This is a genomic window from Nonomuraea sp. NPDC049750 (assembly GCF_040659625.1).
Taxonomy (GTDB): domain Bacteria; phylum Actinomycetota; class Actinomycetes; order Streptosporangiales; family Streptosporangiaceae; genus Nonomuraea.
This window is the reverse complement of sequence record NZ_JBFANB010000026.1, coordinates 59,928-84,001: the sequence shown is the minus strand read 5'-3', so window position 1 is coordinate 84,001 and position 24,074 is coordinate 59,928. Positions and strand designations below refer to the sequence as shown.

The window sequence follows — 24,074 nt, the reverse complement described above, 5'->3', positions numbered from 1 at the left end:
GATGACGAGCGGCCTTCGAGAAGATCATCACCCGGGCGCTCATCTCCCAGCTCCGTCTGCCAGGATGCGAGCTGTCCGATCTATTCGATCTAGAAGAAGGAGGGAGTCTTGACATGGCAGTGACCAACACCGGCATACAGCGATTACTCGCGGACTCGGGAGAGCAACGCGGCTGGGTGTCACCCAGAACGGACCTGGTCACCGCGCTGCTCGGGGTCTGGTTCGGCATCGGGCTGATGATCGACGCGTGGGCGCACTCGAACCTGACGCAGCTGGAGACGTTCTTCACGCCTTGGCACGCGGCGTTCTATTCGGGGTTCGCCGTGGTGTCCGGCTGGATCATCTGGCAGGTATGGCGCAACGTCCAGACCGGCCGCCAGGGGGTCGCGGCGGTGCCCACGGGCTACCTGGCCGGGCTGCTCGCGATTCCCGGGTTCGCCGTCTTCGGGCTCGCGGACATGATGTGGCACACCTTCCTCGGCATCGAGACCACCCTCAACATCCTGTTCAGCCCTTCGCATCTCGGGCTGATCGTGACGATGCTCCTCATCATCACCACACCGCTCCGCTCCCTGTGGAACGCCCCCGGCCTGGGCCCGAGCCCTTCGCTGGGCCGGATGCTCCCGGCGCTGATCGGGCTCGCGTTCGCCACCACGCTGGTGTCGCTGTTCCTGGGGTACGCCGACGCCCTGCAGTGGAGCCCGGAGGGCATCGTCAGGGCCTTCTCCGACATGGAGGGCCAGGGCGCCGACCGGCTGGCCGCCGGCATGGTCATCAGCAACGTCGTCACGCTCGCCCCCGTACTGCTGCTGGCGCGTCGCTGGCGCCTGCCGTTCGGCAGCGTGACCATCCTGCACGCTGTGGGCATCTTGATGTCGGGCGCGCAGACCGCGTTCGGGAATCTGGCGGTGCTGCTGACGTTCGTGGCCGCGGGCCTCGTGAGCGACCTGCTGATCCTCTGGCTGAAGCCCTCGGGCGAGCGACGGGGCGCTTACTGGGCGTTCGCCGGGTTGTCGGGCTTCCTCACCTGGTCGCTGTACATGGGGGCCGCGTCGGTGGCGGGCGGCGGGCTGCCCGCCGTCACCGAGCTGTGGACCGGCGCGCCGGTCGTGGCCGGACTGGTCGGGCTCGCGCTCGGGGCGCTGTTCCTGCCCAACGCGGTCACCGCCGAGCCTGTTCGGCCCAGCACGGCGGACGCGGAGCCGGTTCCGCCGAGCGCGGCCGACGCCGAGCCGGTTCCGCCCAGCGCGGTCACTGCCACGTCGGTTCAGCCCAGTGCGGTCGACCCTGAGCCGGTTTCGCCCAGCGCGGCCGACGCCGACCGGGCATGATCCGAGTCCTCCGGGTCCTCTGTCTGGCCGCCGTCCTGATGCTGGCCGGCGCCGCTCCAGCCGCCGCGCACAATGTCACGGTCGGAGCGGATCTGCGAATCGCCCAGACGATCGCGGGCACGGAGGTCACCGTCGTCATCAAAGGGACGAAGCGGGTGCCCGGGCCTTTGCAGATCGGTGTCATCGCCTTCCAGCCGGTGACCGACCTGCCGGTTGCCCTGGAGCTGCGCTCGGTCGCGGACAGCCGTACGGTGACGGGCGTGGCGCGGGCCGCGTACGAACCTCAGTACACGCAGCTCAAGGTAGACCAGACCGGCCCGCACGAGCTCACGCTGCGGGCCGGGAACGAGACCGCCGTGGTGCCATTCCGCGTCCTGGTGGACCGCGGGTCGCCGATAGAGCTACTGATCTACGGCGGCCTGCTCGTGGCGGCCCTGCTGATGATCGGCGGCCTGCTCACCGGAGCACTGGCCCGCCGCAATCAGGCGATGCTGCTGACGGGCGGCGCCGCGATCGGTTTGACGGTCGCCGCCATGGTCGTCATCTTCGAGCCACTACTCCCTGCTTCCCCACCCGATGGCGCCCCACCAACGGTGGCGGCGACGGCGGGCGCGACTGTGGGGGCGGCGGCGACCGGCGGGCGCCCGTTCGTGCAGGGCCGGGTGGCGACGCTCCCGGCCCGCCCGGCCTCCGGAGAGGAGTTCACGATGCGGCTCGACCTCGTCGACGGCTCCACCGGCAGGCCGGTGGACGACCTCGTCCTGCACCATGACGCCCTCGCCCATGTGATCGTGACGAGCGAGGACGGTCGCTACTTCCGCCACGTACACCCCCTGCGCACGGCACCGGGCCGGCTGGAGGTCAAGATGCGCGCCGACCGGCCGGGGCGGTATCTGGCGTACGCCGAGTTGGAGCGCGAGGACTCCAGCGGGCAACTCATCACCGGCGAGTTCAGCGTTAACGCTGACGCCGCTTCTGTTGAGGCGGAGACACCTGTTGAGGCCGTCACGCCGCTCCTGCAGCCCGCCGATCCGGTCGCTGGCCGCCCAACGACGATCGAACTCAACACGTCCGGCACCCCACGCCCCTGGTTGGGCATGACCGGCCACTTGATCGTCCGCAGCCAGGACGGCACCTTCCTCGGCCACGTACACGAGATGGGTACGCCTGGCCCCCGGCTCCGGTTCACCTTCAGCTTCCCGTCGCCGGGCCGCTACCTCGCCTGGGTCCAGTACGCGACCGGCGACCACATCGTGACCGCGCCTTTCACCATCAACGTCACGGCATCGGGAGCCTCACAGTGAAGCGGGCTGCGGTGGCCGTCGCCGTCCTCGCGGTGGCAGTGGTGACGTTCCTCATCATAGGAAGAAACTCGGCCCCCGACCCGCTCCAGGTGACCGCCAGGGGAACGCATTACGCGGCCACCGTCTCGATCGAACGACCGACCACGGGACGCGTCGTCGTGGATGTGCGGCTGACTTCAGGTGACGCGAACAGCGCGGCCTTGTCCGCGGTGATGCCCACCATGGGTCACGCCATGCCGGAGATCACCGCCCAGGAGCCGGAACCCGGCCACTTCGTCGCCGAGGGCGAGTTCTTCCCGATGACCGGCGTCTGGGAGCTCTCGATCCGACTGAATGGGGCCGCAGGTGAGGAGGTGCTGACCGTGAACGCGCCAATCACCGGCTGATCGGAGCGTGATCGGTCAGCATGGCCGAGGCCCAGGTAGACGGTCTCGATCCCCGCCCGTCTGGCCTCCTTGACGGACTCAAACGCGATCGGCTTGCCATCCACGACGATCTCGCCCGGTAGCGCGTTATGAGCGCATGGACTGCTCTTCATGGGCACGGCCGTACCGATATGTCCCACGGGTGTGAAGAGCTCGGAGGCAACGAAGTCGCCGCCACCGACCCGTGCCGTTCACCCCTACGGGCCTCTGCCACCGGACTCTTACGTAGATTTTGGTGGCGGAGATGCGGGTTGAAGACTGCGGCTGAACCAGATGGCTTTCCCTATGCCGCAAGGGACCGGTTCGTACTGCCATTCGTCCGTGAGAGCAGCCACGATCGACAGGCCGCGGCCATGGTCTGAGTCGTGTCGGACCATGAGACAGCGAGGTCGTCCGGCACCCTGGTCATAGACGCGCCCAGTCAACGCCTCGGCGGTTAGGCCCAAGTACAGCCTGATCGGAGGGGCGCCGTGGATCAACGCGTTGGTGACCAACTCGCTGATGACCAGAGTGATGTCGTCGATCAGGTGGTGCAGATTCCACGAGGTGAGGGTGTCGCGGACCAGATCGCGCGCCTGCCCGATTACGAGTGGATCATCAGGCAGGTCCCAGTGCAGGTCCTGCCCGACTTGCACGGTGCTCGCCATCAGGCCGCCCGGCGACCACGTCGGCGGATGGTAGAGGTACTTGGGCGCAACATCTGGCTTGCGGAAACACCTGTGGAAGCGCTTGAGGAAGCTGAGTGTGAAGGCCATGGACACGTACCGTTCAGTATCGGTGCCTGTGAATGAGTGCGCTGGGAGCCCCCACCAGGCATGTGGACATCACGGGGCGGCATCCGCGCGCCCAACGACGGGGTCTGCCAGCGTCTATGGGCGAGGTATGCGGGTCCGCGCCCCATCGCCCTGCCAGTGGCGGGTAGCAACTCGGCCAAGGGACGGCTGCCCAGCTCTTGGTAGTGAGCGGCGAGCCGCTCCGCCGCGGTCGGCACGGTGGCGGCGTACGTCCAAAGCGGCGTGGGGCGCCCACGGGTGTCGGGAACGAGCCACCAGAGCCATGTCCCGTCGGTGTAGACCAACAGGCCGATGTAGATCGAGATGATGACCTGCCCGTCTCGTAGTGGCAGGGCGAACGCAGGGATGTTGTGCTGCCGAGCAAGGGTCTGGATGAGCTCGGCGGCACGCTCCTGCGCGAGCGAGGAGGTCGGCTGCGTGCCCACAGGTTGGGCGGTGGGCTTGTGGGCGTTCACGTTCTTGCCTCGCTCTCCGACTGGGTTGACCCCTACCAGAATGACGATCGCGAACAGAGAGTGACTGAGAAATCACCCCACAGTCACACCACGCTCTTTGTAGGCTCGCTGTGTAGCAGTCCCAACACCGAGAGTTATTATGGGAGGTCCATGTCCAGATCAGTGGAGATCGACCCGGACGAGAGCCCCCGGGCCGCGTTCGCCTACCTACTTCGGCGGCTCCGCACCTCGGGCGGGCTGACACAACGCGACTTGGCCGACCGGCTCGGCTACTCCGAAAGCCAGATCGGCATGGTCGAGCAGGGCCGGCGCCGCCCGACGCAGCATCTCGCCGACCTCCTCGATACCGAGTTCGGCATTGAGGAATTCGGTCAGCTGTACGTGCGTACGACCTGGGCGGGTAGCCCCGAGCATTTCCGCGCGTGGCTTGACGAAGAGCAGGAGGCGACAGCGCTGCGTAGCTGGGAGCCGATGCTGGTAACCGGGCTCCTGCAGACCGAGGCGTACGCCCGCGCACTGTTCGCCGCCGAGCCCGGGATCACTCCCCAGGAGGTGGGCGAACGCGCCGAAGCCCGCATGCAACGTCAGAGGGTCTTGACGAGGGACAAACCGCCGACGATCACCGCCATCATGGACGAAGGCGTCCTGCGCAGACCGGTCGGGGGCGTTGAGGTGATGCGCAACCAACTCGCCCACATCCTGGAGCTGGCGCAGCATCGCCAGATCTCCGTACAGGTCGTGCCGTACAACGCCGGGGCATACGCGGGGCTGCTCGGCGGGCTGATCATCGCCGAGCGACACGGGACACCATCGACGGTGTACGTGGAGTCGCAACCACACGGCCGAGCGTATGAGGATCGGGCCATTATCTCCGGCGTTCTGCGGCGTTACGATTACGTCCGCTCAGAGGCCTATCCGCACCATCTATCGTTGAACATCATCAAGGACGTGATGACGCATGGCCCACAATGACGCCCCCGACCTTCAGCACGCCGAATGGCGAAAGAGCAGCCACAGCGGTGGGGACGGCGGCAACTGTGTAGAGGTCGCCACCAACCTGCCAGGGCTGATCGCAGTCCGTAACTCCCGGCACCGCTCCGACCAACCGTTGATCTTCACCCCATCGGAGTGGACCGCCTTCCTCGCAGGCGTCAACGACGGAGAATTCGACATCGCCTGATCGAACGCCCTAGGCGGGCGGGGAACCTGGGCTACAGGTTCCCCGCCCGCCCGCTCCGTCCCCTGGTTCGCGTGCGGAAAGAGAGATAGAGCTTAAAAATCACTCTTGAGGCTTGTCCGCCTGCGAGCCGTCACGGTTCCGTCCAGGCAGGAGGCGCCGGTGATGAAGTCGGCGACCCGTTGCCTGCCGTACGGTGACAGCTTGTAGAGCGACACTCCGTTTGAGCACGTAGGTGACGTACGGCGTCATAGCCGTTGTCCATGATCTTGGGTGTGGTTGTTCCCGTTATCGCCGTTCGTGCCCGGCGACACCTTGAGCACGGAGACGAAGAACGGCTCTTTCCGGATGGTTTTGCCCAGCCGCCGGAAAGAGCCGCGCCGTGCAGAGTTGCGACTGCGATGCTCACCGTAGGCACCTGTCCCGAGCGGGTCGAGTCTGCGCTGGTCTCCGGCGTGTTGACCTGTCCCGGATGCTCTGCGGCCGTGGAGCCATGGCGCGCGCTACGGCGCCTGGCGTGCGGGCCCGGTTGATTCTGCGACCCCGGCGGGCGCGATGCCGTGCGTGCCGCCACGCACATGTTGCTCCCGGCGAACGTGCTGGTGCGCCGGGCTGATGAGTTCACGGTGTCCGGCGAGGTACTCGGCCGGGCCGCGGCGGGTCAGGGATATGGGCGGATCGCCACCGCGATGGGCCGGTCGGCGTGGACGGTGCGTTCCTGGGTGCGGCGGGTCGGCGGCCGGGCCGGTCAGCTGCGGTCAGGGCTGGCTGAATGGATCGTCGCGCTGGATCCCGACCGCCCGTGATGACGGCGGCGCCGAACGTATGGGGTGAGGCGGTGGTGGCGGTTGCCGCGATGCACCGGGCCGCGCTGGGGCGGTGGCCGGAGCTGGTGGACAAGGCTTTAGATAGAGCCTCATAAAATCCGCCAAGGATTGAACGGAGGCCAATACCTTTCATCCGGAGAAATCAGAACAACGTGATTGCTTGGCTATCCCGATACACTCATCCAATCCTCGCATGGCGGCAGCTTGTCTCTCGACCGCCGCTTGCGGTGCTGATTGCCCCTTATCTAGCTATTTGATTGACCACATACTCTTGACGGTGGTTTCACTGCGGCCAATGGTGTTCCCCACAAAATCAAATGGAGATAGGCATTCTCCGACTCTTCACCGGGCGCCAGCGGTTGGCCACTCCACAGGCGATGCAACAGCTGATCATATAGCGGTAAGCAGTGCGTGTATCAGTCAGAGCACGTATGGCGCCACCCCCTCATTATCCCACAGCTGCTACGATGATAGCCATTTCGCGAAACTATCTACACAGCATAGAAAATGGTTCACTTACCAATTTTCTTGGCAATATAATCATCAACAAGCCTCACATAATCGAAAAACGAGCCCACCGGAACACTTGCATAATCTCCCCCTCCCACATAGCGGCGAACAATCAAGTCGACGACGAAACTCTTATAGCGCAGCCTCGCTCCCCATTGCCCGCATGTGTTTATGGGGATTCTCAATTGGGCGCTTGAAACACAGAACACGTTTGAGTCATCTGCCTGAACTCCCCGAAGGTCTTCTACAATCGTAGCTTTTAGCCCATCGACGAGATGGAAGTTTTCCCCATAAGGACGCTCAACGAAATACGACCGCGCCTGATCCGGGTTAGGGAATTCATAGACCACTTGAGATAACGAAGCACTACGTCCTGCCCCTTCGCGATTCCAGGAACGTATTCGATAATTCTTCGCTCCCATAAATTCGACCAGAGATTCCTTGCGCACGTCTGCCAACCGGTTCCGTAACTGCAGCCGCTCCGTAAGGCTTGCAGGAATTTCTGATTCGCCGATTAGAATGGCATCAATAGAAACATTCTCCACTTTGACACCGTCAGGCACTGGAGCGGATCTGCCGATTGCTGCGCAGCTGGACACTGACAGAATAACGAGCACGACACCAAGAAGCCGGTGCGTGGAAGCCTTCACTATAGACCTCCTAATCTCTATACTGGCCCAGGTTTCGATCCCTGAGCATTACAATTAGTCCATCCATGCTTATAAAGAGGTCATAGACGCCGTTCTGGCGAGCCGAGTTAATATCACCATGGTCGAATCGAGTATACATGGCCCATCCAAGCATCTCCGACGCCCTATCACCTGCATCTTCGACCGTTCTGCTCCTGATTGCATACACCTTAGGGGCAGTCGCGGTGGCCTTTTTATTGAAACCAAGAGCCGCCATAATAAAGCCGTAGTGTATATTAGAGAAGACGTCGTAGAACAGCTCGCCACCCTTGCAGTCCTTTTGGATGCAAATGTAGCCACCATTTCGCAACGGTCCGTCGCCCAACTGAAGATGCTTTCGTAGGTATTGCTTGTGATCCCACCTTCCATTCGTCTTGAACAGACCTAGCATTTCATTTAGCGCCCTAGCATATGCTTTCTTGCTTCCACTATGCAAGTCTTTATTTATATTTGCAAAGCTTTGGCTATCCAAATTGGTGGACATTTCATAACTTATAAACAGCAGCGCAGTATAGAAGTCATGATGGAGATCCTTGGCCCAAGCCGGCCTATTGCGGACCTGCTTATCGATCCACTTCACGCAGCCATTGGATCCTGGATCGGTGCCACAGTATTTTAGATATTGCTTTTTGCACTTGTCAGAGAATCCCAAATTGCCACTGGCACAATCATTCGGCGAGGATGAGGGGCCCGCCTTGCCGCCGCCCTGCGGAGCCGAGGAGCCCATCTTATATGTCGCCCACATAAGCATCAATGATGCTTCATCCAACCCATCATTGACAGCTTGGATAAATTTCTTAATGAAGCTACGCTTCTCTCTCCACAAACCCTTCGGCGCCTCCATTCCGTTAGGAAGAAGATTTTGCCTTCGCATTTCTTCTTCGGTCATAACAGTGAGACCACCGAGCACAACCTCACCTGCGCTGATGCAAGCCATGCAATCACCGGTTTCGTAGTCGTCTCGGACGGGCCCGTAGGGTGTGCCTGCGACTCCTGAGACCGCCGACCAAGCGTAGGTGTCGGCAACGGTTTGTGTGTTGTAGACGGGGTTGTAGGCGCCCCAGCTGTCCATCTGGGTGGTGTAGTGGCCAGTGGGGTCGGTGCCGGTGAGGGGGGAGGCGTTGGCGTAGGTGTAGCGGTTGGCCTGGACCGATGGATTCGGATTCAGCGTCGCGGTGTCGCGGCTGGTGAAGTTGCCGGTGCCGGGCTGGTACCAGCGGGCGTGCATGTTGACCTTGCCGGTGTCCGGGTCGGTGTATTCGCTCTGGTAGCCGAGGGTGGTCTTGACGCCGGTTTGGGCAGTGACGGTGCCGAACGGGTCGTACGCGGTGGTGGTGGCCAGCGCGCTGGTGCTGTAGGTGGCGACCAAGTCGCCGTGCAGGTCGGTCAGCGTGGCCAGGGCGGGGTTGGTGCCCTCTTGCTGACCGAGGAGCGCGCCTCCTGCGTTGCGACCGTACTTGGCCTGGACAGCGCCCCCGCTGTCAGTGATGGTGGCCAGGTCGTTACTCAGTCCTGCGTAGGCGAAATTCTGCTTGGCCGCCCCCTTGATACGCGAGCTGACGCGGTCGAGGGCGTCGTAGCTGTAGAGGCTGTCGCCATCGGCGATCAGCCGGTCAAAGGCGTCGAAGGTGAGCTGGGTGGTAACGCCAGCCTTGGTCTGGGTGGCCAGGGTGCCGCGCGGAGTGTAGGTGTAGTCGGTGCCGTCGCCGTTGGTCAGCCGGTTGCGTTCGTCGTAGGTGTAGGTCTTGTCGCCGGCTTTGGTGCGGTTTCCGGCCTTGTCCCACTCGTACGCGGTGGTGGCGTCGCCGGGTGCGGTCCAGGAGGTTAAGCGTCCGGCGTGGTCGTAGCCGTAGGTGTTGGTGCCCGCCCCGGCCAATCCAGCGGTGGTCTTGGTGGTGAGGTTGTCGTCCTTGTCCCACCCGTAGGTGATCTTCGCGAGCTGGGTGCCGGTGCTGGTGCCCTTACGCAGGGTCTGGGTTTCTGGCCGGTTCAGCTTGTCGTAGGTGAAGATCTGGGTGTCGACGGTGGTGGTGCCGACGGTGGCTGTCAGCGAGGCCAGGTTGTTCTTGTCGTAGCCGTAGGTGATCTTCCGGCCGGTGACCGGGTCGGTGGCGGTGGCCGGGCGGTTGTTCTTGTCCCAGGTGAAGGTGGCCGTCCCAGCCGCATCGACACGTTGGAGGGGATTGCCGAGCTCGTCGTAGCTATAGCCGGTCTGCTGAGTGGCGCCACGCTTGATGGACAAGGGCAGGCTGCGGTCGTTGTAATCGACGCCCAGGTCGCCTATCGCCGTCCGCCGACCGGCCAGGTCGTAGCCGAAGGTGCGCTCAGCGCTGGCCGCTCCTCCCCCGGCGCCTGCCTCCTTGGTGAGGCGGCCCAGGTGGTCGAAGGTGCGGTCGATGCGTACTCCGCCCGGCTGTAGTTCCGCGGCTGGGTTGCCTGCCTGGTCGTAGATGGCGGTCCAGGTACGGTCGGCGGCGTTCGGGTGGGCGGTGGTGGCGGGTTCGGTGACCGTTTCGGCCAGGGCGAGGGTGTTGTAGGTGGTCCAGGTGGTGTTGCCGCGGCCGTCGGTCAGGCGGGTGCGGGCGCCAGTGGCGTCGTAGCCGAAGCTGGTGGTGATCGAGTCGGTGGCGGAGATCGGCTCGATCAGTGAGGTGACGCGGTTGAGCGCGTCGAAAGTCTGCTTGGTGGTGTGGCCTTCGCCGGAGGTGGCGCTGATCTGGTTACCGGCCGGGTCGTAGCCGGCGCTGGTGGTGCGCACCACGGCATTGGGCGTAGTCGGGTCCAGGTCCTGTGCACCGGTCTGGCGGCCGGCCAGGTCGTATTCGGCGGTGGTGACGTTGCCGTTCGCGTCGGTGGTCTTGACCAGGCGGCCGGCCAGGTCGTAGTCCAGGGTGGTCTTGTTGGTCATCGGGTCGGTCTGGGTCTTGACCGAGCCGTCGGCGTTGACCGTGTAGTTGGTGGTCTTGCTGTTCGGCCCGGGCGCGACCGTCTTGATCAGGAAACCCGCTTCGTCATAGGTCAGCGTGGTGGTGTAGGCGGCCGTAGTGGGTTTGCGTTCGATCTGGGTCTGGGTGATCTGTCGGCCGAGGTCGTCGTAGGTCGCCTGGGTGCGGGCACCGGTCGCATCGACGGTGGCCAGCTTCTCCCCTGCCAGGTCGTACTCGATGATCGACCGGCCGGGCGTCTGTCCGTCGGGGGCCGGGTCGGTGATGCGGACCTGGCGGCCGAGCTTGTCGTACTCGAAGGTGGTGACGTAGCCGCGCGGGTCGGTGGTGGAGGTCAACTGCCCTGCCAGGTCGTAGCCGTGCGAGGTGGTCGGGGTGACTGCGGTGCCGCCCGGCGGGGTGTAGCTGGGGGCACTCTGGCTGGTCAGTCGCCCGGCCTTGTCGAAGACCGAGGTGATGGTGCGGCCCTCGGCGTCGGTCTCGTGCGTCTTGGCGCCGAGCGTGTCATAGCCGATGTGGGCCGTGGGGTGGGCGTCGCTGGCCGTGCCAGCCTTGTCTACCTTGACCTGTGGGCCGGTCACCTCGATCAGGCGGCCCAGCAGGTCGTAGCGCATGGTGGAGGTGAAGTCCGCCGCGTTGGCGCCGGTCACGTTGCCGCGCGGGTCGGTAGTGGCGGTGGCCACACCGCGATCGTCGTAGGAGGTGGTGGAGATCAGATCCTGGTCGCCGTTCTCGACGGTGGTCTTGGTGACCTGGTTGACCTTGTTGTAGGCGAACTCGGTGACCTCGGAGCGGCTGCTCCCGGCGCCGGTGCGGGTGGTCTTCAGCACGTTGTCATTGGCGTCGTAGGCGAAGACCGTCTTGCGGGCCAAGTCTGCGGGATCGAACGTCTGCGAGGTCACACGGTTGGCGGCATCGTAGACGAACTCGGTGGTTGATTTGCCGCCACCGGTCACGAGTTTGGTCTGGTTGCCCGCCTTGTCATAGGTGTGATCCTCCAGCACCACGTCCGTAGTGCTCGTGGCGTTGTTCAGCCTGACATCATCGGCGATCTTCTGGTGGAGCCGACCGTCGGCGAAGTAGGTGAAGGAGGTTTTGCGGAGCATCACGTCCAGCTGCGCGGCCAGCCGGCCCCCAGGGTCATAGCTGAACGACTCCAGCGGCACATCCTTGGCCGGCTTCGGATTGACCGGGCTGTCCGTCCACCCCTTCAACGTGCGCGAGGCCAGCTGGCCGCGCTCGGTGTAGGCGTAATCCACCACCGCGCCCCGCGCATCGGTCACCGTAGCCAGCAGGCCGAGGCTGTTCCAGCCCTGTCGGAGGACACCGCCCTCGGGGTCGGTGGTGGTTTCGAGCTGGCCGTGACTGTCGTAGGTGTAGACGGTGGCGCGCTGAGCGTCACCGCCGGTCAGGTCGGTGATGGTGTCGCTGAGCTTGTTGCCGTCCGGATCGTAGGCGAACGTCGTCCGCTTGGTGTGCGTGACCTGAGAGACCTCGTTCTTCACCCCCGAGTCGGTCTGCGTCGCGGGGCGGCCCAGCGTGTCATAGGTGAAGGTGGTCTTCACCCCAGCCGGATAAGCCTGTGACACTTGCGACTTCTCGCCTACCCGGCCGAGAGCGTCGTAACTGAGTTTGACCAGCAGGCCCGCCGGATCGGTCTGCTCGGCCAGATCTCCGGCAGCGGTGTAGCGGTAGGTCCAGGTGTTGCCCCGGGCGTCGGTCTGCGACGCGGCGAGGCCTGCCGGAGTGGTGCCGCCGCCGATGGCGGGCTCGCTGCCGTCCGTGTAGATGACCGTGACGGATCGACCGTTGGGGAAATCTAAGGTTGCGGGCGTGGTCTGCTTGGTCTGCTCGCCGTACTGGTTGTACTCCAAGGTGGTGGCGTAACTGTTGTCGGCGTCGGAGGAGGAGCGGCCGTCGCGGACCTTGGTCAACCGGTCATTGCGTGGGTCGAATTCGTTGTCTTTGTTGACGTAGTAGTCGTACGCCATTTCATTCACCACTGGCGGGTCTCCCGGTGACGGGAATCCGTAGCACGCCAGCGGCAGGTTCGGGTCTTGGGGCTGGCATTGGAGGGAGGAGCGCAGGTTGCCGCGGTCGTCGTAGGCGAGCCTGGTGAAGATGCCGTTCGGGTCCTTGATCAGGAAGGGGTAGCCACCGCTGTCGTATTCGTAGGTGGTCTTCTGAAGCTTTTGGTCGGTACGGGTGATGGTGCGGTAGCCGCGCCAGGCGTCATGCTCGTAGCTGATCTTCTGGTTGGCGGGGTCGGTCACGGTGACGGTCGTGGAGCCGGTCTCGGTGTTGATCGGGGTGGGTTCGGCGAGTGTCCAGGTGCCGCCATGCTCATCGGTGTGGGTCAGCAGTCGGTCGCTGGCGGTGTTGTAGGTGTTGTTCGCCCAGACGCGGCCGGACGGCAGGGTGACCTTCGACAGCAGGTGCGGGGCGGCCAGGCGGGCCCCGTAGTGCTCGGTGACCTCGCCCACGCCGAGGGCGCGGTCGTAGAGGGCGACCTCGTCGATGTTGCCGACGAATCCCCACTTAGTGAGGTGATCATGCGATTCTGACGGTTTGCTGGCCGGCCAACTGGAGGTCACGCCCGTACCGATGGCCGTGTACGCCATCCAGTTGTGGTCGATCTTTCCGGTCAGGGAGCCGAGGGCGACCCCATCCAGATAGAGCGTCTGGCTGGTGCCGGTGCCGCTCAGCACCGCGTGGTGCCATTGGCCGTTGTTTACCGCAGCGGCCGAGGTGATGGGCGAGTCGATATCAGCGCCACTGGTGTCGAGAGTGCGGAACTGGCCCCGCAGCTTGCCGTCGGTGCCGACGGTAAGCAGCGGCGTACCGCCCTTGAAGAGAAAAGGATGTAGAACGTATGAGGGCTTCTCCCGCGCGGTGTAGGCCAAGGTGCCTGACGAAGTGGTCTTGAACCACAGCTCCAACGACAGCGGGCCAGACAGCCGAGCGAGGGCGTTGGCCGGAAGCTCAATCTCCGACTCGCCGTCGAGTGTGGCCGAAGTGTCGGTCGAGCCGACCAGCGCGCCCGGCTGATCCAGCGTGATCCGCGTGTAGGGAGCCGGCCCCAGACCCCAACCCAGGCTAGGGAACTCGTTTGTTCCCTGGGGCCCGCAAAGCGGGGGAAGGGGGCAGGGTGCCGTCGGCGTCGGAGTGGGCTGGGGGGCGGGTGCGCCCAGCCGCCAGTAGCCCACCGGCTCGTCGTCTTCAACCAGGCCCCGATACAGGGAGCCGGTGTTGTAGGCATAGGTCGTGCAATTGGGTGTCGGGCCCGGATTGCAGGTGGTGGTGAGCTTGTCCCCTTCGTAGGAGTAGCTCCACGTGAGCGGCTCGCCGTTGACGGGATCGGTGGACACGGTGGAGACGTGTGCCCCGTTCCAGGTGAAGTTCAGCGATCGGCCCACGGAGGTGGCCTTGGACAGTTTGCCGTCACTACCGTAAGTGAGCTCTTGAGCCAGCCCGCGAGCGTCCACGATGCGCGTCAGCCGCCCCTGACCGTTGAAATGGTAGACGGTGGAGGACTTGTCCATCAGCTTCCACCCGCCGCCCGACACCGCGGCCAGCGTCGCATGCATGCCAGGCGGCGGCAGGAAGGAACCGTCACCCTTCGGCGAGAACCGCAGCCGCCGCCCATCGGGATAGGTCACCAGCAAACTCGTGCTCGGCTCCGCCTCAACGCGCATATCGAAACGGGTCGACCAACCGGCGCCGAACAGGCCGTCTCGGCGAGCATCCAGGCTGTTGTACGAGCGCACCACCGACAAAGCCGGACCCGCCGTGGCCACCGAGGCATCGACCACCGTGGTGGTGTAGTTTCCCGACACTGCCTGGAACTCTTGCCCACTCTTGTCACGGGTGGCCAGTTGCGAGCCGACCGAAGGCTGCCGTATGCCGGTCACGAACGTCCGATAGGCCGAGGCGACCGTCTCTCCTGTCGCGTCGGTGGCTTCCACCTTCCAGGCATAGGTCCAGTCCCACTTGAGCGAGTCCGCCGGGACCTTCCAAGTATTCACCCCGGCAGCGAGCTGCCCGGAATACGCCACCGGTAGACGCAACGTCCCGTCGGGAGCTGTCCAATAGCACCACAGATCGTAATTCGAACTTGACTGCTCATCCTCGCTGGGTGCCTTGCAGACGGTGAATTTATACCGATACGGCGACTCGCCGCCATCGGCATGCGCCACCAGCGTTGGTGTCACCGACCCCGACAGGGCCCCGTTCAGCGGCCACATGTCATCGATCTCGGGGCCATCTTCCGACGCGTCCCTCGCCTCGGCCCGCGCCACACCCGACGGCAACGCCGCACTCGCAGACTTTGTGCTCTGCGTTCGCGCCGCAATATCAGGAACAAGGGCACCCTTCGGGGGCTTGATCTTGCTTCTAGCTGCCTTCCCCGTTACGGGAGCCGTCGTCACGCTCGCGGGCACCAACGACGGCAAATCCTTGGTCACGCCCATCTGCTGCCGCGGCGTATCAGGCGTGCCCTGCGCCGCAACGGCAGCATCCCGCGAGTCCGCAACGGCAGGTAGCACGGCAACCTGCGCCAGCCCCGGCACCAGCGCCAGGAAGACCGCGACACGCGCGATCAGCAGACAACGCCGTGCACGATCCCATGCCAAATACCGGCGCATATGCCGTCACACTCCGAACCACGCGGGGCGCCTCTCAGCGCCGGACGAAGCTCCACCCACCTGGTACGAACCCGAAGGTTCTTGGCCCATGCGGCTCGGAGCAAGATTGCCAAACGGGCAAAGCGTAAGCTGCGCATAAAACGGACACAAGATCGATTTTTGCGATCAAGGATCACGGAACGCGACTTACCGCATGATCAGTCGTGCATGATGACATGTATGCGCATGACGGGCTAAGGAGTGATGGATCGCTCAGTTTTGCTGGACAGGAGAGGCGTTCAGGAGAGGTCGAGTCAAGTGCTGACCCTCATCGGCCTGCTGAACGAAGCCTGTGAGATCGCTCGCCTGGGTACGCCAGAGCTTCGGTTCCTTGGAAGCCCTGCCGCCCTTGAAGGCGCGCTTTGAGGCGCCGCGTCGCTACGGATCACGGCGCCCCTTGGCTGGATCATGAGGAGCAGTCGTACAGCCCCTCCTGGCCGGTCACGGCCTTGCAGTTGGCCTGGACCCAGGTGGTGACCTCGCTGTTGCCCCTGCCGGGGCCGCTCCGGTCGTCGCCGCTGGCCAGTGCATAGCGGAGCTTGCCGGATACCACCAGCTCCTTGAGGCGCGTGACGGTCATGGCGGGGTCGCTGCCGGTGAAGCCGCCCATGGCCATGACCGGCTTGCCCGTGGACAAGATGATCGATGACGCCTGCATGGCGCTGCTCACCGCGACGAGCCACTCCGCTTTGCCCTGGTTGGCCTCCAGGTAAGAGATCATCGAGCTGCTGGCCCCGCCGCCACCCAAACCGCCCGTTCGCCCGAACCGGCCGCCCGTGCCCTGCCCGTTCTGACCGTCCTGAGCCCGGACGTACTGGCTGTTCTGGCTTTGGCCGTCCTGGCCGTTCGGTGGGGTTATAGGGGGCTGGCCGTTCTGTCCGGGACGCATCATGCCGCGGAAGCCGTCTCCAGGGTCGAAGCCTGCGCCGCCTGACGGTCCTGCCGTCGGGTTCGAGCCGTTGACCTGGGACTGGAGCGGAGTGACCGCGTACACGGCTGGCCCGGCCAGCCCGGCGATCACTGCCGCCGCCAGCCCGACCGCGACCAGCCGTACCGCGACCTCGCGACAGAACGTGGCCAGGACCAGCCCCACCACCGCCATAACGGTCGCGGCGAGCACCATCCAGGCCAGCCACGGTACGACGTCGGGCGTACGGCACAGGACCATGAACGACCACGCGTTCGCGGGGGCTAGTCAGTGCCGAGGATGCGCAAACCGTGGTGGGTCTTGAAGTCCTCGTAGTCCTTGAGGTTGAGCGTGGCCAGCGGCAGATCGTAGGTGAGGCAGCAGGCGGCGATCCACATGTCGTTGATCGGGCGGGGGCGTCCACGCTGGATGCCGGCGGCCGACAGTCGAGCCCACATCGCCGCGACCGGTTCGTCACCGGGCAGGATCGGAATACCAGAGAGCCAGTCGGCCAACTCCTGGCGGCTGCGGGTGCCCCAGCGGCGGATCTCAGCCCACTTGGTCAACTCGCCGAAGGTCGCGAAAGTGATCAGCGGCTTGCGGCCGATCAGGCGGGTGGCCAGCGGGCCGGTGAGTTTGCGCTTGTGGATCAGCGAGGCGATGTCGGTGTCGAAGATGACAGGTTGCGCGGCGTCGGTTCAGGTTACGTCGCGATGGCGCTCGGCGTAGGTGAAGGCCAGGAACTCCTCCAGTTCCTCATCCGACTCGAAGGTGTCGGCGGCGAGGTCGTCCACGGAGCGGATCGGCTGGGTGTTCTTGGCCGCAAGCAACTCCTCGGCTGACAAGCAGGGCCTGATCGGCGGGTAGGCGGGGTGGTCCGCTTCATGTGTGCTCATGAGGACCTCCTCCGGAGCGCTGCTGGCTGGCTGAACTCAACATACGATGCCCACCCCTCGTGGATCCTGGGCTTTCACCCCTCGTTCCTTCTATCGCCGCCATGTTCGCGTGCGGTCCGTTTGGCGTGCGACGCCGTATTGCTGTTCGAGGTGGGTGACGCTGGGGCGCCGCATCGCCATGGATCGCGGCGCCCCTTGTCTCGAATCATGCAGTGCAGTCGTACAGCCCGTCCTGGCCGGTCACGGCCTTGCAGTTGGCCTGGACCCAGGTGGTGACCTCGTTGTTGCCCCTGCCGGGCCCACCCCGGTCGTCGCCGCTGGCCAGTACATAGCGGAGCTTGCCGGACGCCACCAGTTCCTTGAGGCGGGTGACGTTCATGGCGGGGTCGCTTCCGGTGAAGCCGCCCATGGCCATGACCGGCTTGCCGGTGGACAGAATGATCGACGACGCCTGCATGGCACTGCTCACGGCCACGAGCCACTCCGCGTTGCCCTGGTTGGCCTCCAGGTAGGAGATCATCGAGCTGCTGACACCGCCTCCGCCGCCGAAACCGCCCATTCGTCCGAACCGGCCATCCGCGCCCTGTCCGTCCTGCCTGTCCTGAGCCCGGCTGTCCTGAGCATCCTGCCCGTTCTGGCCCTGTCCGTCCTGGCCGTTCGGTGGGGTCATGGGAGGCTGGCCGTTCTGGCCTGGGCGCATCATGCCGCGGAAGCCGCCTCCAGGGCCGAAGCCCATCCCGCCCGTGGACGGTCCCGCTGTCGGGTTCGAGCCGTTGACCTGCGACCCCAAGGGTGACACCGCGTACGCGGCCGGTCCGGCGAGCCCGGCGATCACTGCCGCCGCCAGCCCGATCGCAGCTAGACGGACCGCGACCTTGCGACGGAACTTGGCCAGGACCAGCCCCACCACCGCCACAACGGTCGCGGCGAGCACCACCCAGGCCAGCCACGGCAGGAAGTCGGGTGTACGGCGCAGCACCATAAACGACCAGGCGCCCGTGATGGCGATGCCTAGGGGCAGGACCCACGCCCACACCCGCGAGTGCCGGTACGCGTCCCACATGGCCAGTCCGCCGAAAGCGGTGATGGCGGCGACGGCGGGTGCCATGGCGGTCGTGTAGTACGGGTGGAAGGTGCCGCTGGCGAAGCTGAACACCATGAAGTGAACGACGAGCCACCCACCCCAGACCAGCCACGCGGCAAGGCTCGCTCCGGGCTGAGCAGCAATCCCCGAAGCGCCGACGAATATCGGCGAGGCACTGACCTCGGACGCGGCACCACCCTTAGGCGCGGCGCCAACCACCGACGCGGTGCCAACTTCGGACGCGGCGCCAACCTTGGGCGTGACCAGGCCGACCCAAGGCGTGGTCGTCTCAGGCTTGGCGACGCCGCTCGCGTCCGCAGCGCCCCCAGACCTAGCGGCGGCGCTGGTGTCCGTGCCGGCCCCAGGCAGGGCAGTGAGCTTGGCGCGCCGCCATCGGGCGGACAGCGCGAACACCAAGGCCAGCCCGCAGAACGGCAGCAGCCAGGAGATCTGACCTGCCATCGTCTCGTTGAACAGCCGGTCCGCCCCCGCTGCCCCGCCGAACGAGGCGCCACCCCCACCGCCGCCCCCGGGACCGCCGCCGCCCTGGCCGAAGATCCGGCCCAAGCCGTTGTAGCCGATGACCAGGTCCCAGACAGTGTTGTCGGTCGAGCCGCCTACATACGGACGGGAGTCAGCGGGCCACAGGTCCACGATCACCATCCACCAGGCGCTCGACACCACCATCACGGCGCCCGCCGCCAGCAGATGCCCGACACGCTTCACCCACGAGACCCGCGCACACAGCAGGTACGCCAGCGCGAGCGCGGGCACCACCAGGTACGCCTGGAGCATCTTGACATTGAACGCCAGCCCCACGAACAACGAGCACACCAGCAGCGACCCCAGCCGCCCGGTGCGCAGCGACTCCAGGCAGAACCAGGCGGCCAGCACTAGCAACAGCACCAGGATCGTGTCGGGGTTGTTGTCGCGGTTGATCGCCACCGTGATCGGGGTGAGCGTCATGACCACGGCCGCGATCAGGCCCGCCACGTGTGCCTGCCGTACCTCCGAGTGGGCAGACACGACGACCGGGTACGCCCGTCGAACGGCGGAGAACACCAGGCCGACGGAGGCCACACCGGCCAGCGCCTGCGGGATCAGCATGCTCCAGGTCGAGAAGCCGAAGATCCGCGCCGACAGACCCATCACCCACAGGGCCAGCGGCGGCTTGTCGACCGTGATGTACGAGCTGGAGTCGATCGCGCCGAAGAAGAACGCCTTCCAGCTCTTGGTGCCCGACAGGATGGCGGCGGAGTAGTACTCGTTGGCGTTGCCGCTCAGTGCCCAGGTGTAGAGGACGAGGGCGACAGCCAGGACGGCCCAGAGCGCGGGCCGGGACCAGCGGGGGTCCTCCGGGGCGCCGCGCCAGATCCGGGCCGGACGGGACATGCGACGGTGACTCGGACGGTCGAGGGTCATGGTCACGAGGTCCTCCGGCGAGGGTTGAAGAACGCGACGCGCATCGGTCATGACGTGCTCCGGCGAGGGTTGAAGACCCAGACGCGCAGCAACAGAAAGCGGACCAACGTAGCCAGCGCGTTAGCCACAACGACCGCCACCAGCTCCACCCCATGAGAGACCCCCTCCGGCAGCAGCGCCAGCACGCCGCTGGTCAGCGCCAGCCCCACGAGGAACGCGATCAGCCCCTCGAACTGGTGCCGCATGGCCCCCGCCGACCCCGTCACCCCAAAGGTGAAGCGCCGGTTGGCCGCGGTGTTGGCCACGGCCGTCACCAGCAGCGCGATCGCGTTGGCCGCCAGCACCGGGATCGCCTGCCGCAACCCCGAGAACAGCACCAGATACGCCAGCGTGCTCACCACCCCCACGACCGCGAACCGAGGCAGCTGCGCCGCCATCCCGCGCGGCAGCCGCGCCTGCGAGACACGGGCGGGCACCGGGATGCGGGCCGCGCCCGACAGCGTCTTGCGTGCCACCCTGACCAGGCCGCGCAGGTCGTCCATGGCGGTCTGAAAGACGTCCACCCGGCTGTCGGGGTCGTCCACCCAGTCGACGGGCACCTCGTGGATGCGCAGCCCGTGCCGCTCGGCCAGCAGCAGCAGTTCGGTGTCGAAGAACCACTGTTCGTCCTCGACGGCGGGCAGCAGCGCCTGCGCGATCTCGGTGCGTACGGCCTTGAAGCCGCACTGGGCGTCGGAGAACTTCGCGCCCATGACCGAGTGGAGCAGCAGGTTGTACGAACGGGAGATGAGCTCGCGCTTCGGCCCGCGCACCACCCGCGACGACCTGGCCAGCCGGGTGCCGATGGCCAGGTCGCTGTGGCCCGACAGCAGCGGGGCGACCAGGGGAAGGAACGCGTCGAGGTCGGTGGACAGGTCGACGTCCATATAACTGACGACGTCCGCGTCGCTGTCCGACCACACCTGGCGCAGCGCCCGCCCGCGTCCCTTGCCGTCCAGGTGTACGGCCCGTACGTGCGGCAGTTCGGCGGCCAGCTCTATGGCCAGCCGCCAGGTGTCGTCCGTGCTGGCGTTGTCGGCGATCGTGATGCGGTAGTCGTAGGGGAAGGTGCCCGAGAGGTAGGCGTGCAGCCGGCCGATGCTGTCGCGCAGGGCCAGCTGCTCGTTGTAGACCGGGACGACCACCTCGACCAGCCGGGTCTTCACTGTTGTGTGCATGACCCAGATCCCATCGCTGGGGTCTTTAACGGGAATTAGCCGATTATGAGTGAGGGGTGAGATTCCCAGGCAGTTCGACGATCGCAATCGCGCCGCCGCCAGAGGCGTTCTCCAGGCGTACCTTTCCGCCCGCCTCGGCAACGGCCTGCGCGACGATCGCGAGGCCGAGACCGGATCCGGGCAGGCCGCGTGCGGCCGGGGAGCGCCAGAAGCGCTCGAAGACGTGCGGCAGGTCCTCTTCGGGGATGCCGGGTCCGTGATCGCGTACGGTCAGCTCGCCCTGTCGCAGGGTCACCTCGACCTCGCCGTCCGGGCTGAACTTGGCGGCGTTGTCGATGAGGTTGAGCACGGCACGTTCCAAGGAGGCGGCGTTACCGACGACGTACCAGGGCAGGAGGTCGAGCGTGACGTCGGCGCCGCGCAGCCTGGCCCGTTCGACGGCGGCGGTGACCACCTGGTGCAGGCCCAGCTCGACGTGCGGCTCGTGGTCGGTGTCGCCTCTGGCCAGCTGGAGCAGGTCGCCGACGAGCGCGGTGAGCTCGGCGAACTGGGCCTTCACGTTGATCAGCAGGCGTTCCTTGGCACCGGGGTCGAGGCTGCGGCCGGTCTGCTCGCTGCGCAGCAGCAGGTCGATGTTGGTACGCAGGGTGGTCAGCGGGGTGCGCAGCTCGTGCCCGGCGTCGGCGACGAGTTGCTGCTGGCGCTCGCGTGATCCGGCCAGAGCGGTGATCATGCCGTTGAACGCCAGGCTCAGCCGGGCGATCTCGTCGCCGCCCTTGACGGGAATGGGGGTGTCGAGGTCCTCGGTCTGGGCGATGTGCTCAACGGCCTTGGTGAGGCGGCCGACGGGCGCCAGAGCCGTACGGGAGATGGCCAGGCCCGCCCATCCGGCACCGAGCACGCCAAGGGCGGCGACGGCGGCCAGCGCGAACGCGGTGTTGCGCAACGTGTCCTGAAGGTGGAACAGCGGCCTGGCCTCCAGGACGGCCACGCCTGGCGAGAAGTTCACCGTCACTACGCGCACCGGCATGCCGTCCTTGGTGACGCCGTAGCGGTAGATCGGCTTGCCGGGGTGGGGGATGGCCGGTTTGTCCTCCTCAGTCACCACGATCGGCGAGCCAAGCGAGCAGGTACTACCGTCCCCGGACAGCAACGTCACCAGGCCTGCGGCGTATTCGGCGGGGGTTCCCTCCACCGAGCAATGGTCCCTCAGCCACCTCTTGTCCTCTTTGTCCGAGGGATCCATGATGGTCTGGTCAAGCTGGCGGACCATCTGCTCGCGCACGATGAACCACGACAGCCCCGCACAGGCCGCGATGGCCAAGGCCACGGCGACCGTGACGAGGAGGGTGAGCCGGGAGCGCAGGCTATATCGCCTCACGGCGCGGCCCGGAGGGTGTAGCCGACGCCGCGGACGGTGTGGATCACCCGCGGTTCGCCGCCGGCCTCGGTCTTGCGCCGCAGGTACATCACGTACACGTCGAGCGAGTTCGACGTCGGCTCGAAGTCGAACCCCCACACCTCGCCCAGGATCTGCTCGCGGGTCAGCACCTGGCGCGGGTGCGTCAGGAACAGCTCCATCAGCAGGTATTCGGTCCTGGTCAGGTCCAGCCGCCGCTCGCCCCTGGTGACCTCGCGGGTGTCGGGGTCCATGCGCAGGTCGCCGTAGGTCAGCGTGACCTCCGGGACGGCCGAGTTGAGCGCGCCCCGCCGCAGCAGGGCGCGGACCCTGGCCAGCAATTCGTCCAGCTCGAACGGCTTGACCAGGTAGTCGTCGGCGCCCGCGTCGAGCCCGGAGACCCGGTCGCCGACGGCGTCGCGCGCGGTCAGCATGAGCACGGGGATGTGGTTGCCCGTGGCCCTGAGCCGGCGGCAGGCGGTCAGCCCGTCGAGGCGCGGCATCATGACGTCGAGCAGCACCGCGTCGTACGTCTCGCGCGCCACCTGGTCCAGCGCCGCCTGCCCGTCGTTGGCGGTGACGACCTTGTAGCCCTCGAACTCCAGGCTCGACTGCAGCGCCTCGCGCAACGCGGGCTCGTCGTCCACCACCAGCAACCGTGCGGGCTCACTCATAATCTTTACGCTAAGGCCCCATCATGAGAACGCCATGAACAGTTCCGAGGCCGTTTCATGAGTGCTAAAGCAGCTACCACGTGACGGGCATGGCGTTCGCCCCGAAGATGACCTGACTGTACTTGAATGACACCTCCTCCTCGTCCACCGCGAGACGCAGCGACGGGATCCGCTCGAACAGCGTCCGGTAGGCGATCTCCAGCTCGGCCCTGGCCAGGTTCTGGCCGAGGCACTGGTGCACGCCGTAGCCGAAGGCGACGTGGTGGCGGGCGCCGCGGTCGATGTCGAACTCGTCCGGCCGCTCGAAGGCCCGCTCGTCCCGGTTCGCCGAGGCGCCGAGCACGAAGATGCCCTCGCCCTTCTTGACGAGTTGCCCGCCGATCTCCTGGTCCTCGATGGCCACCCGGTCGAAGGCCACCCAGTCGACGATCGACAGGTAGCGCAGCAGCTCCTCGATCGCCATCGGCCACAGTCCCGGGTCCTCGCGCAGCCTGGCCAGCTGGTCGGGGTGGCGCAGCAGGGTCAGGACGCCGAGCGGGATCATGTTGGCGGTGGTCTCGTGGCCGGCGATGAGCAGCAGCGAGATCATGCCGACGATCTCGTCGTGGCTCACCTGTCCCGCCACGATCAGCCGCCCGAGCAGGTCGTCCTTGGGCTGCTTCTCGGCCTCGGTGACAAGCCCGTCGAGGTATCCCTTGATCTCCATGATCGCCGCGATGCTCGCCTGCGGGTCGTCGCTCGACACCATCATGCGGGTACGCGACTGGAAGAACTCGTGGTCGCTGTACGGCACGCCGAGCAGCTGGCAGATGACCAGCGACGGCAGCGCCAGCCCGAAGTCGGCGACCAGCTCGGCCTCCGGGCCCTTGGCGAGCATGTCGTCGATGAGCAGGTCGGCGGTCCGCTGGATGCCGGGCCGCATCTCCTTGACCCGTCTGACGGTGAACTCGGGGATGAGCAGCCGCCTGAATCGGCCGTGCTCGGGCGGGTCCATGTCGATGAACTGGCCGACCCTGAACCGTTCCATGAACTCGCGCTGTTCCTCGGTGGGCTCCTCGGTGGTGAAGGCGTTGTTCGGATGGCCGGGGGTGGCCGGGCTGGTGCTGATGCCCTGGCCGTTCAGCACCTGCCTGGCTTCGGCGTACCTGGTGACCAGCCAGACGTCGCCGTTGGGCAGCGACGTCCGTACGAGCGGCGCCTCCTCGCGCATCCGCTCGTACTCGGGCGGCGGCGCGTACGGACACGTGCGCGGGACAGGAAAGGAGGTGGTCATAGTCTTGCTCCCTACGAAGCCGGAATCGCATTGCTTACTTACGCGAAAGTAAGCAATGGAGAG

Annotated in this window: 17 protein-coding genes; 6 read left to right on the top strand and 11 right to left on the bottom strand. The window is 65.7% G+C overall.

Annotated elements, in window-relative coordinates; all coding sequences use genetic code 11:
* The first annotated feature begins 113 nt into the window (after positions 1 to 113).
* Genes AB0J16_RS44110 through AB0J16_RS44100 form a run of 3 tightly spaced genes read left to right on the top strand, consistent with a single transcriptional unit; the run spans position 114 to position 3,021 of the window.
* Positions 114 to 1,331: a hypothetical protein gene (locus tag AB0J16_RS44110; RefSeq protein WP_358551350.1), complete on the top strand. Its 1,218-nt coding sequence runs from the start codon at positions 114 to 116 to the stop codon at positions 1,329 to 1,331.
* The gene (locus tag AB0J16_RS44105; RefSeq protein WP_358551348.1) at positions 1,328 to 2,635 is read left to right on the top strand and encodes a hypothetical protein; all 1,308 of its coding nucleotides are present in this window, start codon (positions 1,328 to 1,330) and stop codon (positions 2,633 to 2,635) included. Before AB0J16_RS44110 ends, AB0J16_RS44105 begins: the two co-directional genes overlap by 4 nt.
* Positions 2,632 to 3,021 (top strand): hypothetical protein, encoded by a 390-nt coding sequence (locus tag AB0J16_RS44100; RefSeq protein ID WP_358551346.1) that lies wholly within the window; start codon positions 2,632 to 2,634, stop codon positions 3,019 to 3,021. Before AB0J16_RS44105 ends, AB0J16_RS44100 begins: the two co-directional genes overlap by 4 nt.
* Positions 3,022 to 3,281: 260 nt before the next feature.
* On the opposite strand, the gene AB0J16_RS44095 is transcribed toward AB0J16_RS44100, so the two are convergent.
* Complete coding sequence (locus AB0J16_RS44095) at positions 3,282 to 3,815, bottom strand: ATP-binding protein (protein WP_358551344.1); 534 nt, start codon at positions 3,813 to 3,815, stop codon at positions 3,282 to 3,284.
* Positions 3,816 to 4,471: 656 nt separating this feature from the next.
* On the opposite strand from AB0J16_RS44095, the gene AB0J16_RS44090 reads away from it, so the two are divergent.
* The 3 genes from AB0J16_RS44090 (at position 4,472) to AB0J16_RS44080 (ending at position 6,292) form a co-directional block, all read left to right on the top strand.
* Positions 4,472 to 5,281 (top strand): helix-turn-helix transcriptional regulator, encoded by an 810-nt coding sequence (locus tag AB0J16_RS44090; RefSeq protein WP_358551342.1) that lies wholly within the window; start codon positions 4,472 to 4,474, stop codon positions 5,279 to 5,281.
* On the top strand, positions 5,268 to 5,489 hold the full coding sequence (locus AB0J16_RS44085) for a DUF397 domain-containing protein (RefSeq protein ID WP_358551340.1): 222 nt from the start codon (positions 5,268 to 5,270) through the stop codon (positions 5,487 to 5,489). Before AB0J16_RS44090 ends, AB0J16_RS44085 begins: the two co-directional genes overlap by 14 nt.
* A 557-nt stretch (positions 5,490 to 6,046) precedes the next feature.
* Positions 6,047 to 6,292, top strand: a complete 246-nt coding sequence (locus AB0J16_RS44080; protein WP_358551338.1) for a hypothetical protein — start codon at positions 6,047 to 6,049, stop codon at positions 6,290 to 6,292.
* Between the two features lie 533 nt (positions 6,293 to 6,825).
* Here the strand turns inward: AB0J16_RS44080 and AB0J16_RS44075 are convergent.
* The 10 genes from AB0J16_RS44075 to AB0J16_RS44030 all read right to left on the bottom strand — a co-directional run bounded on the left by AB0J16_RS44075 (position 6,826) and on the right by AB0J16_RS44030 (position 24,011).
* On the bottom strand, positions 6,826 to 7,473 hold the full coding sequence (locus AB0J16_RS44075) for a hypothetical protein (protein ID WP_358551336.1): 648 nt from the start codon (positions 7,471 to 7,473) through the stop codon (positions 6,826 to 6,828).
* Between the two features lie 10 nt (positions 7,474 to 7,483).
* Positions 7,484 to 15,100 (bottom strand): RHS repeat-associated core domain-containing protein, encoded by a 7,617-nt coding sequence (locus tag AB0J16_RS44070; RefSeq protein ID WP_358551334.1) that lies wholly within the window; start codon positions 15,098 to 15,100, stop codon positions 7,484 to 7,486.
* A gap of 445 nt (positions 15,101 to 15,545) precedes the next feature.
* Entirely contained in the window at positions 15,546 to 16,307 is a 762-nt protein-coding gene (locus tag AB0J16_RS44065; protein ID WP_358551332.1) for a hypothetical protein, read from the bottom strand.
* A 23-nt stretch (positions 16,308 to 16,330) separates the two neighbouring features.
* Positions 16,331 to 16,708 carry a type II toxin-antitoxin system VapC family toxin gene (locus tag AB0J16_RS44060; RefSeq protein WP_358551466.1) on the bottom strand — a complete coding sequence of 126 codons (378 nt, stop codon included), beginning with the start codon at positions 16,706 to 16,708 and terminating at the stop codon, positions 16,331 to 16,333.
* A 36-nt stretch (positions 16,709 to 16,744) separates the two neighbouring features.
* Positions 16,745 to 16,942, bottom strand: a complete 198-nt coding sequence (locus AB0J16_RS44055; RefSeq protein ID WP_358551330.1) for a hypothetical protein — start codon at positions 16,940 to 16,942, stop codon at positions 16,745 to 16,747.
* A gap of 205 nt (positions 16,943 to 17,147) precedes the next feature.
* Positions 17,148 to 19,418, bottom strand: a complete 2,271-nt coding sequence (locus AB0J16_RS44050; RefSeq protein ID WP_358551328.1) for a glycosyltransferase family 39 protein — start codon at positions 19,416 to 19,418, stop codon at positions 17,148 to 17,150.
* A gap of 77 nt (positions 19,419 to 19,495) precedes the next feature.
* Positions 19,496 to 20,665: a bifunctional glycosyltransferase family 2/GtrA family protein gene (locus AB0J16_RS44045; protein WP_358551326.1), complete on the bottom strand. Its 1,170-nt coding sequence runs from the start codon at positions 20,663 to 20,665 to the stop codon at positions 19,496 to 19,498.
* Positions 20,666 to 20,708: 43 nt separating this feature from the next.
* Positions 20,709 to 22,046 (bottom strand): HAMP domain-containing sensor histidine kinase, encoded by a 1,338-nt coding sequence (locus AB0J16_RS44040; RefSeq protein WP_358551324.1) that lies wholly within the window; start codon positions 22,044 to 22,046, stop codon positions 20,709 to 20,711.
* Complete coding sequence (locus AB0J16_RS44035) at positions 22,043 to 22,738, bottom strand: response regulator transcription factor (protein ID WP_225289654.1); 696 nt, start codon at positions 22,736 to 22,738, stop codon at positions 22,043 to 22,045. The genes AB0J16_RS44040 and AB0J16_RS44035 overlap by 4 nt, the downstream gene beginning before the upstream one ends.
* A 73-nt stretch (positions 22,739 to 22,811) precedes the next feature.
* A complete protein-coding gene (locus AB0J16_RS44030) occupies positions 22,812 to 24,011 on the bottom strand; it encodes a cytochrome P450 (protein ID WP_358551322.1) in 1,200 nt (399 codons plus the stop codon).
* Positions 24,012 to 24,074: the final 63 nt, after the last annotated feature.

What these genes read in the sequence shown, in the direction of transcription:
- AB0J16_RS44085 (WP_358551340.1), top strand. Translation starts at nt 5,268, where the DNA reads ATGGCCCACAATGACGCCCCCGACCTTCAGCACGCCGAATGGCGAAAG.
- AB0J16_RS44045 (WP_358551326.1), bottom strand. Translation starts at nt 20,665, where the DNA reads ATGCACACAACAGTGAAGACCCGGCTGGTCGAGGTGGTCGTCCCGGTC.
- AB0J16_RS44095 (WP_358551344.1), bottom strand. Translation starts at nt 3,815, where the DNA reads ATGGCCTTCACACTCAGCTTCCTCAAGCGCTTCCACAGGTGTTTCCGC.
- AB0J16_RS44110 (WP_358551350.1), top strand. Translation starts at nt 114, where the DNA reads ATGGCAGTGACCAACACCGGCATACAGCGATTACTCGCGGACTCGGGA.
- AB0J16_RS44055 (WP_358551330.1), bottom strand. Translation starts at nt 16,942, where the DNA reads ATGAGCACACATGAAGCGGACCACCCCGCCTACCCGCCGATCAGGCCC.
- AB0J16_RS44065 (WP_358551332.1), bottom strand. Translation starts at nt 16,307, where the DNA reads ATGGTCCTGTGCCGTACGCCCGACGTCGTACCGTGGCTGGCCTGGATG.
- AB0J16_RS44050 (WP_358551328.1), bottom strand. Translation starts at nt 19,418, where the DNA reads ATGTCCCGTCCGGCCCGGATCTGGCGCGGCGCCCCGGAGGACCCCCGC.
- AB0J16_RS44030 (WP_358551322.1), bottom strand. Translation starts at nt 24,011, where the DNA reads ATGACCACCTCCTTTCCTGTCCCGCGCACGTGTCCGTACGCGCCGCCG.
- AB0J16_RS44035 (WP_225289654.1), bottom strand. Translation starts at nt 22,738, where the DNA reads ATGAGTGAGCCCGCACGGTTGCTGGTGGTGGACGACGAGCCCGCGTTG.
- AB0J16_RS44070 (WP_358551334.1), bottom strand. Translation starts at nt 15,100, where the DNA reads ATGCGCCGGTATTTGGCATGGGATCGTGCACGGCGTTGTCTGCTGATC.
- AB0J16_RS44105 (WP_358551348.1), top strand. Translation starts at nt 1,328, where the DNA reads ATGATCCGAGTCCTCCGGGTCCTCTGTCTGGCCGCCGTCCTGATGCTG.